The organism is Pantoea sp. SJZ147 (assembly GCF_007828605.1).
GTDB classification, from domain to species: Bacteria; Pseudomonadota; Gammaproteobacteria; order Enterobacterales; family Enterobacteriaceae; genus Pantoea; species Pantoea allii.
Genome location: NZ_VIVB01000005.1, coordinates 193330 through 210311, shown reverse-complemented (window position 1 = coordinate 210311; position 16982 = coordinate 193330). Strand labels below are relative to the sequence as shown.

At 53.1% G+C, this 16982-nt stretch carries 19 protein-coding genes; 13 read left to right on the top strand and 6 right to left on the bottom strand.

Annotated elements, in window-relative coordinates:
• Nucleotides 1-87: 87 nt before the first annotated feature.
• Nucleotides 88-1053, top strand: a complete 966-nt coding sequence (gene glk / locus FBY13_RS09580; protein WP_063880445.1) for a glucokinase — start codon at nucleotides 88-90, stop codon at nucleotides 1051-1053.
• Nucleotides 1054-1107: 54 nt separating this feature from the next.
• Here the strand turns inward: glk and FBY13_RS09575 are convergent, their stop codons facing one another.
• Together FBY13_RS09575 and FBY13_RS09570 are read right to left on the bottom strand one after the other, a co-directional pair.
• Nucleotides 1108-1836: a LytTR family DNA-binding domain-containing protein gene (locus FBY13_RS09575; RefSeq protein WP_063880444.1), complete on the bottom strand. Its 729-nt coding sequence runs from the start codon at nucleotides 1834-1836 to the stop codon at nucleotides 1108-1110.
• Nucleotides 1833-3503 (bottom strand): sensor histidine kinase, encoded by a 1671-nt coding sequence (locus FBY13_RS09570; RefSeq protein ID WP_063881224.1) that lies wholly within the window; start codon nucleotides 3501-3503, stop codon nucleotides 1833-1835. The genes FBY13_RS09575 and FBY13_RS09570 overlap by 4 nt, the downstream gene beginning before the upstream one ends.
• A gap of 269 nt (nucleotides 3504-3772) precedes the next feature.
• Between FBY13_RS09570 and FBY13_RS09565 the strand changes: the two genes are divergently transcribed.
• Complete coding sequence (locus FBY13_RS09565) at nucleotides 3773-4297, top strand: GNAT family N-acetyltransferase (protein ID WP_063880443.1); 525 nt, start codon at nucleotides 3773-3775, stop codon at nucleotides 4295-4297.
• Nucleotides 4298-4414: 117 nt separating this feature from the next.
• Nucleotides 4415-5650, top strand: a complete 1236-nt coding sequence (alaC, locus tag FBY13_RS09560; RefSeq protein WP_096012884.1) for an alanine transaminase — start codon at nucleotides 4415-4417, stop codon at nucleotides 5648-5650.
• Nucleotides 5651-5700: 50 nt separating this feature from the next.
• Here alaC and ypdK read toward each other — a convergent pair whose 3' ends face one another.
• The 3 genes from ypdK to FBY13_RS09545 all read right to left on the bottom strand — a co-directional run bounded on the left by ypdK (nucleotide 5701) and on the right by FBY13_RS09545 (nucleotide 8607).
• Nucleotides 5701-5772 (bottom strand): membrane protein YpdK, encoded by a 72-nt coding sequence (ypdK, locus tag FBY13_RS09555; RefSeq protein WP_006120362.1) that lies wholly within the window; start codon nucleotides 5770-5772, stop codon nucleotides 5701-5703.
• Between the two features lie 198 nt (nucleotides 5773-5970).
• Nucleotides 5971-6999: an HlyD family secretion protein gene (locus tag FBY13_RS09550; RefSeq protein ID WP_063880441.1), complete on the bottom strand. Its 1029-nt coding sequence runs from the start codon at nucleotides 6997-6999 to the stop codon at nucleotides 5971-5973.
• Nucleotides 7000-7005: 6 nt separating this feature from the next.
• On the bottom strand, nucleotides 7006-8607 hold the full coding sequence (locus FBY13_RS09545; protein ID WP_145394038.1) for an MFS transporter: 1602 nt from the start codon (nucleotides 8605-8607) through the stop codon (nucleotides 7006-7008).
• A gap of 153 nt (nucleotides 8608-8760) precedes the next feature.
• Between FBY13_RS09545 and FBY13_RS09540 the strand changes: the two genes are divergently transcribed.
• From FBY13_RS09540 to FBY13_RS09520, 5 genes are all read left to right on the top strand, one after another.
• Nucleotides 8761-9546 carry an IclR family transcriptional regulator gene (locus tag FBY13_RS09540; RefSeq protein WP_096012887.1) on the top strand — a complete coding sequence of 262 codons (786 nt, stop codon included), beginning with the start codon at nucleotides 8761-8763 and terminating at the stop codon, nucleotides 9544-9546.
• 7 nt (nucleotides 9547-9553) lie between these two features.
• The gene (locus FBY13_RS09535) at nucleotides 9554-10006 is read left to right on the top strand and encodes a universal stress protein (protein ID WP_063880438.1); all 453 of its coding nucleotides are present in this window, start codon (nucleotides 9554-9556) and stop codon (nucleotides 10004-10006) included.
• A 9-nt stretch (nucleotides 10007-10015) separates the two neighbouring features.
• Nucleotides 10016-10825, top strand: a complete 810-nt coding sequence (locus FBY13_RS09530; protein WP_096012888.1) for a hypothetical protein — start codon at nucleotides 10016-10018, stop codon at nucleotides 10823-10825.
• A 243-nt stretch (nucleotides 10826-11068) separates the two neighbouring features.
• Nucleotides 11069-11350: a lipoprotein gene (locus FBY13_RS09525; protein WP_145394037.1), complete on the top strand. Its 282-nt coding sequence runs from the start codon at nucleotides 11069-11071 to the stop codon at nucleotides 11348-11350.
• Nucleotides 11351-11818: 468 nt separating this feature from the next.
• A complete protein-coding gene (locus FBY13_RS09520; RefSeq protein WP_145394036.1) occupies nucleotides 11819-12694 on the top strand; it encodes an SMP-30/gluconolactonase/LRE family protein in 876 nt (291 codons plus the stop codon).
• A gap of 33 nt (nucleotides 12695-12727) precedes the next feature.
• Here FBY13_RS09520 and FBY13_RS09515 read toward each other — a convergent pair whose 3' ends face one another.
• On the bottom strand, nucleotides 12728-13948 hold the full coding sequence (locus FBY13_RS09515) for an OFA family MFS transporter (RefSeq protein ID WP_096012889.1): 1221 nt from the start codon (nucleotides 13946-13948) through the stop codon (nucleotides 12728-12730).
• A 265-nt stretch (nucleotides 13949-14213) separates the two neighbouring features.
• Here FBY13_RS09515 and FBY13_RS09510 point away from each other — a divergent pair, with 265 nt between their 5' ends.
• The 5 genes from FBY13_RS09510 to FBY13_RS09490 all read left to right on the top strand — a co-directional run bounded on the left by FBY13_RS09510 (nucleotide 14214) and on the right by FBY13_RS09490 (nucleotide 16583).
• Nucleotides 14214-14453 carry a hypothetical protein gene (locus tag FBY13_RS09510; protein ID WP_063880433.1) on the top strand — a complete coding sequence of 80 codons (240 nt, stop codon included), beginning with the start codon at nucleotides 14214-14216 and terminating at the stop codon, nucleotides 14451-14453.
• Between the two features lie 454 nt (nucleotides 14454-14907).
• Nucleotides 14908-15237 carry a hypothetical protein gene (locus FBY13_RS09505; RefSeq protein ID WP_063880432.1) on the top strand — a complete coding sequence of 110 codons (330 nt, stop codon included), beginning with the start codon at nucleotides 14908-14910 and terminating at the stop codon, nucleotides 15235-15237.
• Between the two features lie 26 nt (nucleotides 15238-15263).
• A complete protein-coding gene (locus FBY13_RS09500; protein WP_145394035.1) occupies nucleotides 15264-15557 on the top strand; it encodes a hypothetical protein in 294 nt (97 codons plus the stop codon).
• Nucleotides 15558-15603: 46 nt separating this feature from the next.
• A complete protein-coding gene (locus tag FBY13_RS09495) occupies nucleotides 15604-16137 on the top strand; it encodes an RES family NAD+ phosphorylase (RefSeq protein WP_109717602.1) in 534 nt (177 codons plus the stop codon).
• A gap of 74 nt (nucleotides 16138-16211) precedes the next feature.
• Nucleotides 16212-16583 (top strand): hypothetical protein, encoded by a 372-nt coding sequence (locus FBY13_RS09490; protein ID WP_145394034.1) that lies wholly within the window; start codon nucleotides 16212-16214, stop codon nucleotides 16581-16583.
• Nucleotides 16584-16982 lie beyond the last annotated feature (399 nt).

Below are 16982 nucleotides of genomic sequence, written 5' to 3'. Positions count from 1 at the left end.
ATAGCTTCGGTGAGCGTTGTTGTTTTATCGGCAGGATTTTATAGTGTCCTCCAACTCTTTAAGACCCCCAAGCGGAGCACCAGAAGAATGACAACTTATGCCTTGGTCGGCGATGTCGGCGGCACCAACGCCCGCCTCGCTTTGTGTGAGGTGGAAAGCGGCAGCATCTCCCAGGCCAAAACATTCGCAACATCAGACTACGACAGCCTCGAAGCCGTCATCCGCCACTATCTTGATGAACAAAAGCAGGATATCAAAGACGGTTGTATCGCCATTGCCTGCCCGATTACCGATGACTGGGTTGAAATGACCAACCATGACTGGGCTTTTTCCACCAAAAAGCTCAAAGAGAACATCGGTTTTGAACACCTGGAAATTATTAACGACTTCACCGCGGTGTCCATGGCCATTCCCATGCTGGGCGCAGAACATGTGATCCAGTTTGGTGGCAAAGAGCCGGTTAAAGACAAGCCAGTGGCCATTTACGGCGCGGGGACTGGACTGGGCGTCAGTCATCTGGTGCATGTTGATAAGCGCTGGGTCAGCCTGCCTGGTGAGGGTGGCCACGTTGACTTTGCGGCCAACAGCGAAGAAGAAGATCAAATCCTGGAAGTGTTGCGGGAAGAATTGGGCCATGTGTCAGCCGAGCGCGTGCTGTCAGGCGCGGGTCTGGTCAATCTCTATCGGGCGATTGTGAAAGTGGATCAACGCGTTCCCGAGAATCTGAAGCCGAAAGAGGTGAGTGAGCGTGCGCTTGCGGACAGCTGTACAGATTGTCGTCGTGCGCTGTCGCTGTTCTGCGTCATCATGGGGCGTTTTGGCGGTAATCTGGCGCTGAACCTCGGCACCTTTGGTGGCGTGTACATCGCAGGCGGCATTGTGCCGCGCTTCCTGGAATTCTTTAAATCCTCGGGTTTCCGTGCGGCATTTGAAGACAAAGGGCGTTTTCGCGATTACGTTGCCGATATTCCGGTCTATATGATCACCCACGATCAGCCAGGCTTGTTAGGTGCAGGTGCACACCTGCGTCAAACCCTGGGCCGTATTCTCTGATAACCGCCATTGCCCTTCCCCAACGGGAAGGGTTCTCTCCGTCCTGTGGTTTCCCTACAAACGCATGAGCAGCCTGAAGGTTTTTACCTTGCTACGGCTGACGGGCACCTGAAAGTCCTTGTCCCTTAATTTGAGCAGATAGGTATTATTGAACCAGGGTTCAATCTCTCTGATCTTATTCAGATTAACGCAGTACGAGCGGTGACAACGAAAGAATTGCTGCTCGGGCAGGCGTGAGCAAAATTCGCTGATATTCATCGACATGACATAGTCTTCACGGCGGGTATACACAAAGGTTAACTTCTCATGAGCCTCGACGTAGTAAATATCATTCACGTCGGTCACGATGATGCGATCGTCTTTGGTCAGGTTAACCGTAAGGGGGTTTTGCGCGCTGGGTGCCTGGGTAATTGTGTGCTGCTGTTGCCAGCTGGCTTCCAGCTTGTTGAGCATCGTGATAATACGTGACTCATGATAGGGCTTCAGGATGTAGTCAAACGCCTCCAGCTCAAAGGCCTCTACCGCATGTTCTTTCCAGGCGGTAATAAAAACAATCAGAGGCTTATGCACAAACTGATGAATATTCTGCGCCAGTAACATGCCATCCAGCGACGGAATATTAATATCGAGAAATATCACATCAACCCGGTGCTGTTGCAGGTATTTCAGCACGTCGAGTCCGTCATCAAAGCAGGCTTCAATCTCAATGTTGCTGTGCTGCTGAATCATCCAGCTCAGCTCTTGCTGGGCAAGGAACTCATCCTCTACGATGATGGCTTTCATGCAAGATTTCCCACCAGTGGCTGTCCGGTTTTGCTCAGGGTAAAGGCGATTTCTGTCCCGGGTTGATGACGCACGATATGCAGTCCCTGGCCCGACAGCAATTTAACCCGGTGATGCACGTTTAACAGGCCGATTTTATTGCCCGGCATTTCGTTGCGTGCAACTCTGTCAATGACCTCATCGCTGATGCCTTGCCCGGTGTCCCGCACCGCAATGCGCACCCGGTCGCCCAAATCGCGCACGCTCAATGTCACCACACCTTTGCCTTTGCAGGGCTGAATGCCGTGCACAATGGCGTTTTCGACTAAGGGCTGAATAAGCAGGCTGGGCAGAGAAAAATGCAAATCCTCATCCACGTCGTAAATCATCGTGAGCTTATCGCCAAAGCGGGCCTGCTCAATGGCGATGTAATCCTTTACCTGCCACAGCTCTTTTTTGATATCGATAAGCTCATCGTCGTTCAGTTCGAGGTTGTAGCGCAGATAACGCGATAAATTGATGACTAACTGACGCGCTGTATCTGGATTGAGCCGGATAGAAGACGAAATCGCATTGAGCGCATTAAACAGGAAATGCGGATTTATTTTGCTCTGAAGCGCGCGGAGTTCCGCTTTATTGGCCATTTCACGCAGCTGCTCGGTGCGGGAGACTTCAAGCTGGGTCGAGATAATCTGCGACAGGCCAACGGCCATCTCTTTCAGCGAGCCGGTAATACGGTGTGCGCGACGATAGTAGATTTTTAAGGTGCCGGTGACGTTGCCTTTTTCCCGTAACGGAATCACTATCATGGAGTGAATGTCTTTTGTTCTGTGGGCTTCATCATTGTTTTTAATGATGATTTTACCGCTGTGGATAGCCTGAGCCGTGGTGGGGCTGATGCCGTCATCGCCGTGCTGATAGTTTTGCTCGCCGTAACCGACATAGGCCAAAATTTTCTGCTTGTTGGTCATGGCGACGGCATCTGCTTTGATTTCTCGCCGGATAATGTCGCAAATGTTCCGAAGTGAATCGCTGTTTACCTGCCGGAACAGCGGCAGCGTCTGGTTAGCAATATCCAGCGCCAGCTTGGCCTGACGTGCCGCGCTGGCCTCTTTTTCACCCTCAACGCTCTGCACCAGTAACACGATTAAGCCAATGCTTGATGCGCCGAGGATCATCGGCAGGGCGATTTCGGACACAATCGCCAGCCCCAGGGCGACAGGCTTCGCCCATAACAGAATGAGCAGCATCGTCAGGCTTTCACAGAACATCCCGCCCAGAATGCCTACCAGCCAGCGTCGCTCGCGCTGCACCCGACGATTGATCCCGCCCGCAACCACCCCGGCAATGATGCTGGTAATCAGGCAGGGCACGGACGTCACGCCGTGAATATCAATCAAAAAACGATGCAGGCCCGCAATCACGCCTGTCACGATCCCCACCCAGGGGCCAAAAAGAATACCGCCCGCCATCACGGCGATAACCCGCACGTTAAGCAATGAACCTTCGACGTTAACACCTGACCAGGTACTGAATAAGGCAAACAGGGAAAAAATGGCAATGACAGCGCTTTTTTCCAGCGAGGTGTGCTCATCTTTTTGTAATAACTGACGAAAAGGCCGGGTTCGCGTCAGAAAAAACAGGCAAATCAGCATGAGCGCCGCGCGATCAAAGACGGCCAGGAGCATGTTAAAGTGTGAGGTCACAGGCGACTCTTCAGCTATGTTAAAGAACGCTATGATAAAAAATGTAATGATAATGCGCCAGCGCGCCCAACGGTCAGCATGACTGTTCATGTTTTAGATCAATTTCTCTAAAACAGCGAAAAGGGGAAATGTTGACCACGATAAAGGGGAACGCTTATTTCCCTCTTTTGGATTCGGGGCGGGGTACTGAAGCCTGACAGGATTATCAGCGCAGTCGTTTTCCTTTGAGACCTGTCTGCCGGGAGCAGAGTATGCATCTGACCACTTCACGTTTGACGTTAACGACATTACGCCCGGAAGACTGGCAACTGTTCCGGGCGGTGCACGAAGATCGCGACACGATGAACTGGGTGAGTGAAATTCCTGACGAAGAGGATATCCGTGAACGGTTCAGCCAGCGTTTGGCACCCTGGCAGGTAGGCAGCTTTCACATGTTGTGCCTGGTCGCCAGGCTGCGTGATAGCGGAGAAGCCATTGGCTTATTTGGCTGTACGCCTGAATGGCAGCCCGCTCGCCAGGCCGAAATCGGTTACATGCTGCTGCACCGCTACTGTGGCCAGGGCTTCGGCAGTGAAGCCCTGGGGGCGTTGTGTCAGTGTTTGTTCGACGCCGATTTCCTCAAGCTCAAGGCGCTGGTGGTGGAGGGCAACTGGGCATCACGGCGGATTCTGGAAAAAAATGGCTTCACGCTACAGCGCACGCTGCAAAATAATTATCTGTTAAATGACCGCTGGGTGAATGACTGGCTGCTTGAACGGCTCAATCCGCAAATATAAAAAATTTTCTGCTCCTCTCGACAAAGTTGTTATCTGCAAGTTATGTTCTTGTAGAGGTCACCGCAGTGACCAGCGTCGCTCGGACGGTCCGGGCGCTAACGTTTCCCAGAGGACACCATGGCTGATAACAGCACAACCCGTCGTTTCACACGTATTGAACGCCTGCCGCCTTACGTTTTTAACATCACCGCTGAACTGAAGATGGCTGCGCGTCGGCGTGGCGAAGATATCATCGACCTTTCAATGGGCAACCCCGACGGGGCAACGCCGCCTCATATCGTAGAAAAACTGTGCCAGGTGGCACAACGCGAAGACACGCACGGTTATTCGACCTCACGCGGTATTCCTCGCCTGCGTCGCGCGATTTCTCGTTGGTATGAAGAGCGTTATCAGGTTGATATCGATCCTGAATCTGAAGCTATCGTCACCATCGGGTCCAAAGAGGGGCTGGCTCACCTGATGCTGGCGACGCTTGACCATGGCGACACGGTGCTGGTGCCCAACCCCAGTTACCCTATTCATATCTACGGTGCCGTTATCGCGGGTGCACAGGTGCGATCTGTACCGCTGGTGGAAGGGATCGATTTCTTCAATGAGCTGGAACGCGCTATTCGCGAAAGCTATCCCAAGCCCAAAATGATGGTGCTCGGTTTTCCCTCCAATCCCACATCTCAGTGTGTCGAACTGGACTTTTTCGAGCGCGTAATTGCGCTGGCGAAGCAGTACAACGTCCTGGTGATTCACGATCTGGCCTACGCGGACATTGTCTATGATGGCTGGAAAGCGCCTTCCATCATGCAGGTGCCAGGGGCACGTGATGTCGCGGTAGAATTCTTCACGCTGTCAAAAAGCTACAACATGGCGGGCTGGCGCATTGGCTTTATGGTGGGTAACAAAGAGTTGGTCGCCGCGCTGGCGCGTATCAAGAGCTATCACGATTACGGCACATTTACGCCCTTACAGGTGGCTGCGATTGCGGCGCTGGAAGGCGATCAGCAGTGCGTGCGCGATATTGCTGAGCAATATAAACGGCGGCGTGATGTGCTGGTAAAAGGGCTGCACGAAGCGGGATGGATGGTCGATATCCCGAAAGCGTCGATGTACGTGTGGGCGAAAATTCCTGACCACTATGCCCACCTTGGTTCGCTGGAGTTTGCGAAGCACATGCTGCAGGAGGCGAAAGTCTGCGTCTCGCCAGGCATTGGCTTTGGTGACTACGGTGACACGCATGTCCGCTTTGCGCTGATTGAAAACAGCGATCGTATACGTCAGGCAGTCAGAGGGATTAAAGCGATGTTTCGTGCGGACGGCATTTTGCCGGGCAGCGTGAAAAACATGGAAGAACAGATCTAGTCCGCCACTGGGGCGACCGTCTGTCGCCCCCTGCGGAATGCTTGCAGATACTACAGCATCAGCACAAAGGTGCCGACCCAAAGCAGTACGAAGAAAGAAATTCCCATCAAAGCATATTTCACAAGCGAACTCCTCTGAGCGGTTACGATGTTGGCGATCCCGATCCAGCGCAACGCGGACAGATGGGACAAGGTCGCCGTTCAGGTCAACGGTCAACGGTCTCCCGGACGAACTGAATAACTCAGAACAGGATCGGGGCTAATCTACGCGTAATCAGACCGAAAAGAAATAGTTTGGTTCTGAGAGTTTGTTCACATTTTTTACTGAACGTTAATTTCTGGAACCGCAGACATGCCGACGCGTAACTGGGCCAGATTCGGCTGTCCTTCATCCAGCACAATTTTCACCGGTAATCGCTGAACGACCTTAGTGTAGTTGCCGGTAGCGTTATCAGGAGAAATCGCTGAAAACGTCGCGCCCGTGGCGGGCGCAATGCTGTCGACATGACCGGTAAAGACCTGATCGGGCAAAGCGTCGACCTCAATGCGCACGGGTTGTCCCGGACGAACATCCTTCAACTGCGTTTCCAGATAATTTGCCGTGATATAGGTGTGCTGCAACGGCACCACCGCCAGCAGACGCGTGCCTGCTGACACCCAGGCACCCAGGCGCAAGGTACGCTGTCCCACCATGCCGGCCACCGGTGCCACAATGCGGGTATAAGACAGGTTCAGACGCGCCTGATCGACGCTGGCCGTCGCTGCGGCGACATCGGCTTCTGAGGATCTGACCGCCGCCTGTAACACGCCGACCTGCTTAACCGCCGAGGCCAGGGCCGCTTCACTCTGGCGCACCGTGGCGCTCGCGGATCGTTGTGCAGAACTGGCTTTTTGCTGTTCATCTGCGGCCACCGTGCCGCGCTGATAAAGACGGTTATAGCGTTCTGCACTCTGACCGGCATACTGCGCTGTGGCCTGGCTGGCCGCGACGCTGGCCTTTTGCTGCGCAATCACCGATTGCTGCTGCTCCAGCTGTGCCTGACTGCTCAACAGTTTGGCTTCACTGACCTGCAGGTCGGCCTTGGCACTCTCAAGCGCCACCTGATAATCACGATCGTCCAGTGTGGCTAACAGTTCGCCCGCCGCGACCTGCTGGTTATCCTTCACGTTGATACGGGCGATGTAGCCCGACACTTTCGGGGCGACAATGGTGTAATCGGCATTCACCCAGGCATCATTGGTGCGGTGATCGTTACGGGTCATCACCGCCCATACCGCCAGCGCCATCGCCAGTAAAACCAGCAGCAGGAGGGAAAGCAGCAGGGTTCTTCTCATTGCTAAAGCACGCATATTCAGTTATCCCGACGTGGAGGTTGCAGGTTGGATCAAGGTTTGAGGAGGCCAGACCCGTTTGGGTACCAGAGCCGTCACCAGCAGCAGCAGTAGCGCAAAACCGATCAGTAGCATCCAGGTATCACTCAGGCCGAGTACCAGCGCCTGATGCTTGACCTGCATGGCAAAGCCGCGCAGATTTTCGACAGAGCTGGCGCTGCCGTCGGGCAGGAGCGGATAGCTGGCGCTGGCCTGGCTGCTGTCTGGCGCCGTCATCAACCAGGGCCTGCTGGCTGCCTGATTAATCAGAATGTTGGAGTGAAACTGCTCTCGGTGGCTGACGAACCACGACACCAGCGTGGAGGCGGCAATGCTGGAAAAACCCCGAACCGTATTAAACATCGCTGAGGCAAACGGGCCTTCCGGTGGGGCAACGACGCTGGTGGCACTCATCAATACCGGCAGAATGACCATCGGCTGACCCACGGCCTGTAAACCCTGAATCAGCCAAAAGTTGTCCCGCGACCAGCCCGTCGTGATCTGCATACCCAGCAGGCATGAGGCGATAAGAAAGATCAGACCCAGAGACAGCATCCAGCGACAGTCGATCCAGCGAATATTCAGCAGGGCGGCGATAACCGGCGCAATAATCAGTTGCGGCAAGCCGATGGTTAAAGCCAGCGGCGCAAACTGTCCAATGCGAAATCCGTCGACCTGAGCAAAATAGGTTGAAGGCAGGGCCGAGCCGGATAACGACACAATGAGCACGCCCGCCAACACCAGTAAACCGTGCATCAAATTACGCCGTCTCAGCATCTGCAACTTAAACAGCGGCAGCGGATGAAACCACTCGTTAACCAAAAACACCACCAGGAGCGGTAACGCCGCGAAAAGCATTGCTGTGATAAGGGGGGAATCAAGCCAGTCCAGACGTTCGCCCTGGCTGAGAACCAGAATGATCAGCGCCATGCCGCTACAACCGGTGACCATACCAAACAGGTCGATCTGCTGAAAACGTTCAGTACGGAGCGGATCCTGAGGTAATCCCCAGGCCATCAGTAAGATGGCAATCAGCATACCGGGCACGACCTGCCAGAAGACAAACATCCAGTTGACTTCATCTGTCCAGAAGGCAGCCAGAGAAGCCGCCATATTGGGCCCAAAGGTGGCGGTCAGCGCGTAGGCACCCAGGCCGTAGAGCTTAATCGGCGGCGGCAAAAAGCGTAGCGCGACGGTCATCAGCATAGGCGGAAGTGCGCCGCCAAACAAACCCTGTACGACGCGCAACGCCATAAACAGAACAGGGTTGGTCATGAGCGGCAGCAGTATGCCGGACAGTAAAAACCCCGCAGACATGATCAGCGAAAAACGCCGTAGGGAAAACGTGACGGCAAACCAGGGCGCAATCATCATGGCGGCGACTTCGGCAGCCTGATAGACAGAGACAATCCAGCTTCCCTGGTCGTAGCCGATGCCAAGGGCGGCACGAATATCGGCCAGGGCGATATCACTGACCCGATCGTTAAGTCCTGAGGTGAGCGCAGCGATCCACACGCCAAGCAAGCCTAATGCCAGGCGCAGGGTAAAGGGATGCAGCGTCGGCGCATTGCCGGGCCGGGTCGTCATAGCAGGTGGTCTCGTTATTATTATGATTCGATGTATTGCAATGCGATACAGCGCGGCGATATTACATGGCAATATGCTGTATTGCAATGCGGTACATGCTGTAAAAGGTGCGCTTTTCGGGTTACAGTAAGCCAGCTCAAAAAGGACGACGCTATGACTCATCAATCATCCAGCCGCGAGGATGAAAAAACGGGCGGCATTCAGGTTATTGCACGTGCGGCAAAAATTCTTAATGCCTTAGGCGAACATCCCAGTGGCATGAGCCTGGGCGAGATCGCACAGGTGGTTGATCTGCCGCGCTCCACCGTTCAGCGTATTGTTGCGGCCCTGGATAGCGCAGAGCTGGTTCGTAGCAGCGGTGCGGGTGGACTGCGCCTTGGCCCGGCTTTGCTTAAGCTCCTCTCCAGCGTCAACACGGATGTGGTGGATTTAGTCAAACCGCTGATGGAAAAACTCTCTGCGGATACCAATGAAACCGTATCACTGGCCCGCGCCAGCGGTTCACAGCTTGCCGTTGTGCATTACGTGGTGGCATCACGAGAGTTGCGGGTTGTTCCGCGTATCGGGCTGGATCTGCCGCTTTACAGCACCTCAGGGGGCAGAGCGCTGCTGGCGCTGGAAAGTGACGCTGACGTGCAGGCACGGGTGGGCGACGCCTGGCGCGAACTGACTGATAAAACGGTTAAGACGCTGGCCGAGCTCTTACAGATGATTCATGAGGTGCGTAAAACCAGTATTTCCTACGATCGCGGTGAAACGCTTGAAGGTATCTCGACGATGGCCTTTGCGCTGGACACGCTCTTTGGCCGTTTTGCCGTGTCATTACTGGTGCCTACGGCACGTTTTAAGAAACATGAGGCTCGTTATCGTGAGGAAATGTTGCAATGCAAACAGGCGTTGATTCGCGAAATTGGCAAAATTGCCGCTGTTGAAGGATGACTGCTCAATGAAAACAGTGTTGATGGCTATTGATAATTCTCCGGTGGCGAAGAAAGTGGTTTCTTTAACGATTGAACAAGCACAGGCACACCGTGCGGAAGTCGTCGTTTTATGCTGTATCGATCCCGCTTATTCATCCTGCAGCCAACCTATTGATATTGATGCAGGCGAAGATCCGGCGGATTTTGTGGCGGCTCAGGATGAACAAAATACCGCTGAGATGGTGGTACGGCATGCACTGGCCCCGTTGCTGCAGGCTGGCATTAAGGCGCGTGGCATTATACTGGCCGGTGAAGCCGCTGATACCATCGTCGCCCAGTCGCAACAGCTAAACGCCAATATGATTATTATGGGGCGGCGCCATTTGTCACCCTTTAACCGTTTATTAAAAGGATCTGTGAGTGCCGCTGTTGTTGAACGCGCGCATTGCCCGGTACTGATTGATGTGCGTAAGGATTAACAACGTAGTATGACTTCCCTGCTTTTTATTACGCTGGTGGCCTTTGTGCTACTGGCGCTTATCATTGTGATGTTGGTCAGAACCACCCGGTTGCGGGTGTGGCAGGGCGTAGTGCTTTTTATCCTGCCGCTTATCCTGTCGAATATGTTGTGGTTCAACTGGATTTTGCCTCAGCAGCAACAGGAAAAACGCTATGAGCGGGCGGCGGACTATATGGCGCAGGCGACGGTTTATCGCGTGCTGCGCACCCAGGAACCCGCCCTGTGGCAGTTACTGACGCGCGAACTGTCTCACAAACTGCGTGAAGGCGAGCCGATGATTCAGGCCGTCGGTGAACTAAGAGGCTGGCTCACGGATGTGATTAATCAGCGGCTGATGCGCGGCTCAAGTCGCGCCGTCGTTAATTATATTGGCGTTTCCGTCGACGAAATGCAGGCGCTGAATAAGATTGATCCCGGACTCTGTTTTCAATTCCTTTATCCGCAGGTGAAGGGCGGGGTGAATCTGGCCAAAACGCTGCCAGCCGCACTGAATCAAAAGGATGCAGAAGCCACCGAGTATTTACTGCTTAACAGTTTGACCGAAGAACAGCCGATGGATCGCGACCAGGCTCAGCACGACCTGAAAAATATCGTGGATCGCCTTTACCAAAAATGGGGTGATAAGCTGCAACAGCTCAATATGCCTGCAGACACGGCGGTTGACCGCTCATCTATGTGTGCCATGTCCATCGATCTCTACACGGCGATTCTCGCACTCCCTGACAAGCAAGCCGCCAATCTGCTTCGTAGAATGATTGCGCTTTCGGGCGAGGGATAAGCGAAAAAAAGCCCGCTAAACGCGGGCTGAATTGAGAGAGGCTTTTTTTTAGAGTAATGCCTGGTGTTGTGCTTTGAATGTTTTCCGTTGAATGCAGTTTCGCAGTTTAATGGCACATTATGCCAACTGTTTAACCGTATTGAATCAATTGGTAAAACTTCGTAAATACGCAACAGCTCGCGTACTATTCCTATAGATACCCATTTTGCCGCGCCGTACACTGCGACAAAATGTGAGGTAAAAATGAAAAAAATAGTTATTGGTGCACTGGCACTTATTCTGCTGAGCGGCTGTACTGCCAGCAAACCCGGGGCGTTTGAGCGAGTAGATGAAGATGCTCATTCAAACACCGTACAGTACCGTTTCGACCCGTCAAAAGTTAATCGCGACGCGATGGAAATTGATGTGGCGAATTACTGCATGAATAAAGGTTTTGATAAGGTAGAAAATTTACCTGTTCAGGACAGCACAATACCAGGCTTAAAGAAAACCTGGTATCAGTGTAATTATGCGGTGAAGAGTTAACCAATAAAACGAGGTGGGATTTAATCCCACCTTCTTTTTTTTATATTATGCTGTGTGAAATCTTTGCCCTTCAGTGGTTCTCATCTCTGGCAGACCATTTTCCCTGTCGCTGCCTGTCATGCTTATGTCCTGATAGCATTTTTGGCCCGTTTATAAAATAACCCGCTGCGACCATGGGAAGGACTGTTGTACTTATTTCTTTCATACGCCATCTCCTCTTTTTCGATGTTTTAGATATTACGCCGAAATAGTGGAGCAAACATGTAGCGATTGTAGAGTTACCTGCAGAAGTATTTCTTTATATTTCTTTTTCGGCAATGTCGACAAAGCAATTTTAATCTTCCCATCAGAATGGGATGAATAAGCGCAAGCAGAAGTCAGAACCGTCTTAAAAATACGGTGAAAATAGTTCTCCTGGGGCTGGAAATTGGCGCTACATTATTAGCAGGACAATAAATGGAGGCAAACATGGCTCACAAGGTAAAAAATATTCTGCAACTTCAGGCGGAGTTAGGGGAATGCCCGCTCTGGTCGGTCAAGGAACAGGTATTGTGGTGCGTTGATATTTTGGCTCCAGCTATTCATCGTTTTGATCCCATCAGTGGCGAACTGATGACGTTTCCCCAACAGGAAGAGGTGGGGTGCATTGGATTGCGTGAGCAGGGCGGTATCATCGCCGCCCTGCGCGGTGGCGTGTGGCTGTTGGATGAGCAGGGTAAACCGCAGAAGAAAGTGGCTGATAATCCAGGCATCGCGGAGAAAAGCCGTTTCAATGACGGACGTGTCGATCCCTGGGGTAATTTCTGGTGCGGCAGCTTGTGGGAGCCACAGGATAAAAACGGAGGGTTGCTATGCCGTGTGACGCCCGATCTGAAGCTTGATGTCAAAGCGCGTGACATCAAGATTTCAAACGGCGTAGCCTTCTCACCCGATCGTCAGTGGATGTATCACACGGACACGCCGAACGAAGTGCTTTACCGCTATCCGTTGGATGCCCAGGGCGAACCGGGCGAACGTGAGGTTTTCCGACGTTTCGATGCTCGTGGGGGCTTGCCCGATGGTGCAGCCGTAGACAGCGAAGGCTTTTACTGGTCGGCATTATTTGATGGCGGTCGGGTGGTGCGTATCGATCCACAGGATGGCGAAATCGTGGATGAGATCAGTCTGCCGGTTAAGTGGCCAACGATGGTCGCCTTTGGCGGTCGCGATTTGAAAACGCTGTATATCACCAGTTCAAGAGAGAATCTCAGTAAAGAAGATCGGGAGCGCTATCCAGAGTCGGGTGATATTTTTGCGGTTGAACTTGATGTGGCCGGTATGGCGGAACCGCGCTTTCGCGGCTAAAAAAAGGGGCCAGTCTGACCTGGCCCCTCGCGATTACTGACGCTGCAGCAGCGGCTCGCGAACAGACGGGCTCTGCGGCATACGAATTGTCAGTGACAGCAGTAATGACATCACCAATAGCGTCATGATAAGGCTGAACGTTACGGTAAAACCGCCAAACAGTGAGGCGACCAGCGAACCTAAAACGCTGCCAATACCGAATCCCAGATAAATCAGACCATAATTTTTGGTCAAATTATTGAGGCCGAAAAAGTCGCTGACCAGCGAAGGGAAAACGGTAATGGTGCCGCCAAAGCTGAAAGCGATGCAGGCCAGAGACAGGAAAAAGGTGGTTTGATTCATCTGGGTAAACAGTAATACGCTCATGCCAGCTAACGAAATCAGCTGGGCCAGCGAGATAACCCGGATACGAACCATTTTGTCAGACAGTACGCCCAGCACTAACCGACCACTCAGATTAGCCACGGCAATGACAGTCACCGCGTTAGCCGCCGTCTGGGTGCTGAGATGCACTAAGCCTTCCCCGATATCTTTAGCGACGCCAATCACGTACAGGCCACTCATGCAGGCCGTCAGGAACATCAGCGCCAGCATCCAGTACTGCGGCAGGCGCACTGATTCCGCCAGCGTATAGTTGCGGTTTGCCTGGTTTTGCACGGTCGACGGGCTTTGCAATGGCGCATCGCGCATCATCAGCGCCCCGATGATCATCATCGTCATGGCCAATAATCCCCAGATAATGAAGGTCTGTTCGAGCCCAAACTTAGCCAGTAGCGCGCCACAGATAAATTTGAACCCCAGGCTTCCTAGTCCGTAGGCACCAATCGCGCAGGCGGATATCACCCCTTTACGTTCAGGAAACCATTTAACGCAGTTTGACAATGTCATCAGGTAGCCTGCGCCATCAGCCAGGCCCAGCAGAATGCCTGCGCTGAGATACAGCATCATCAGGTTATCGGCATGGGAGGTCAGCCATAAGCCCAGCGCCATCATCACGCCCGCGCCGATAGTCACCTTACGGACGCCAAAACGTTCCTGAAGTTTGCCAGCCAGCGAAGACGCCACCGCCAGCCCCAGGCTCAGCAACCCAAATGAAAAGGCCACCTCGCTGACCGATGCCGACAGTTTTTGCGACAGCTGACCGTTAAACAAACTCCACGTATACACCGACCCCAGCGCAAACTGGGTTATCACCGTACCGATAAGAGTTAACCAGCGTGTACGCTGGCAGACAGCCTGTTGTGGCTTATTCATGATGTTTACTCCCGATGGGAAACTGGAAACTGCGGCCAGAATAAACCTTAGCCTTGCGCGTGCGGGGAGAAAGGGCATGAATGGAATGCAAAATGGAATGAAATGCCGCGAGAGTGGCATGAATGGCAGGAGCGATAAACGTTACCGGTATAGCTATGTGATGACCCCAGGTAAATAGCAGTAAGGGAATGTTACAAACAGTGCTTTTTTCCGGCAGAGTCAGCGTTTTTTTGCCATGCTAAAAGTTCATTCAACAGGAGGAAATATGAAAGACCGGACATATGAATCCGTCACCAGTGAGGATGAGGTTTGCTGCATTATCGGTCAGGCAGTGATTGAATTGAGCGCAGAGCAGCAGCCTGTCACTAAATCTACGCTGGCGCTGAAATTATTGTCAATGGCGGATCGTGACAGTGACGACGAGCGAGTTCTGCTCTACTGGATTGCGCGTAAGGCAATAAATCAACCACAACATCTTGTCAATCAGCAGCAACAATGGGCATGACGCCCGGACAGGAAAGGGTTCCACGCCCGGTACGGTTCAGCCTGTAGCAAGAGCGTGACAGTGGCTCATGCCTAATGTATGAAAACTGACCGTATCATCATGGTAATGCCAGGGATGGCGTCGATATCCTCAACTTTACCTGTCCTCAGTTTTACTTCACCTCTCATCTTTAGCTTCTTAACCGGCATTGCTTTTTCGCCCGCGCTTAATCATAACTGCATCACCTCCCTCGCCCCGGTGGCATTAGCATCGATAAATCCTGCTAACTTTTACGATTACCCCAGATAGCATGCTGGCGATGCGTAACAGTGGGTGACGGTTGAGCGATTGGTTAACCGGCGATTAAGTGCCTGCACGTACCTGAGCGCGTCATACTCAGACATATTCCGCATGCAGACAGTCCCCCCTGTCTTGTGAGAATAATAAATCCCTGTTTATTCTGCCGGAGAGGTTTATGTATTCAGTCAGTCTGAAAAGCCTTGGCGTGCTGATGCTCGCCGCCGCTTGCACGTCATGCAGCCCTTCATCCTCTGGTCACATTTCTCCGGGTAAATGTGATATCGAGGGCACTTACCATGTTAACCTCCCGCGCTTTGATGAAACGGCCCAGCAGTTAGCCCATGCTTCAGGCTGTTTTATTGAGACAGATCTGTCGCGAACCGGCGCTGTCCACGTCAATCCGGTGCAGGGAACCATGACCCTCCGGGAAGCGGTTAGTGACGCGATAAAAGGCACCTCGCTTAAGATCGTGGCGCAAAAACCGGACTCAATTACTGTCGAATAATAATGGCGAATGAAGGCGGTACGTTCATGCATAAGTTAGCTGCTGTAACCGGGATAATGTTGCTTTTATCGGTATCCGCCTGCTACGCCGGGTCGGGTGGTAATGGGGGCGCAGGTGGCAACGGCGGCAGCCAAAATGGACAGCCTGGCGGTGAGGGCCTTGCGGGAAAGAACGGGCAGCGCGGAATGGACGGTTGTCCCGGTGGTACGGCGCGCTCTGCTGATGGTCACTATTATCTGCCGGGCACACATGAGCGGTGTCATCCGCCATCGACCAGAAAACAGCACTGGCACAAACAGATGGGCGTTGAGAGCGTTTAGGTGAGCCAGCCTGAATGTCGCCCGGGCGCTTAATAAGGTGAGGGAAATGGACGCTGACGCTTTTTTGCCCCTTTCGGGCCAGTTTTACCGCTCGGTGTTGTCAACGAATGCGCACGCCGCACTCGCCGCGCCTGGGCCGCAAAGCGCAGGACGTTATCATCGACAGGGGCAGCCCGCACTTTATATGAGCCCCATTCCTGAATGGTCCATCATGGCGGTTTCGGGTTATATGCGGGAAGATGGATTAGCGCGTGTGCTTATTCCGCTTCGCGTGAGCGGTGCCAGGGTCATCGATCAGCGGGATAAGGCAGGTTGCCTGCAAATGGGGATAATCCCCGAGGCATCTAACAGCCCCTGGCGAGCAGCGCTGAAGCAAGGGCTGATGCCGTTGTCCTGGGAAAATGCCGATAAGGCAAGGGCGTCAGGCGCACATGGGATCATTGATTGTTCTCGTATCATCCCCGGCGGTTGGCATCTCTGCCTGTTTCGCTGGAATACGCATGACGCGCCCTGTGTTGAAGTGTGCGGAGAACCTGTAACCATTACGCTTTCATCCGATGGCCCTGAGTGGGGATTGTAGTGGATTTTCGCCTCAGGGCTGCCCGACGCGCCAGCCGAACAGGTTAATTAACGACGATGACCAGGATAGCCGCCATGAGAATGCTATGTTACGCCATGCTTTATCTGATCGCTTTTAGCACCTTCGCCGCGTCGGCTGCGCCAGACTATCCGGGATGCGATCTCAACACGCAACATGATGTGCAGGGCAATGTGGGCGGTGCCATTACCGATCCCCGTCAGGCGCATATCGCCGTACGTGCCAATATTCTTCAGGCCGATATTGCTACTGCCCGCAAAGCCCGTCTTCTGATACAACCACAGGCGGAAAAAATGTGGCGGCAGGTTGAGCAGGTGCGAAAAGACACCAATCAATTTGTTAAGAAGCAGGGATTTTTAAGTGCTGGGGAACGGGCCAGTTATGACAGAGCGCTGGATCGCGTGGCGTCCCAACTCTGCCGGTTCTGATCACGCGGAATAAAACGCCTGCCTCTGATCTGATGGCGGCGGCTCTTCTTTATTCTGGCATTGTTGCGTGAATATTCGTCTTGCCGGCCTTTATTCTCAATGCTGCACGCGCACTCGATGATCGCTTCCTGCCAGAACGGGATATTCATCCCGGTAAACCTGTTTTCCCCCTGTGAAAAGACAGAAACAGAAGCGAGTGGTTTTATTTGTCGGTGCGGACTGCTTTTTCAGGTGGAGGCCGGGATAAACGCGCATCAACCCAGACCGCTCCCGGCGGAGGGGGATATCGTGAGGTGTTACAACGCTGGAAACAGAATGGCCACGATAAACACCCTGTTGGACGGCTTCTGCTTTACGTTCAGCGGGACAGCGCTTACCGCCCATGGCGACGTGTTTTTA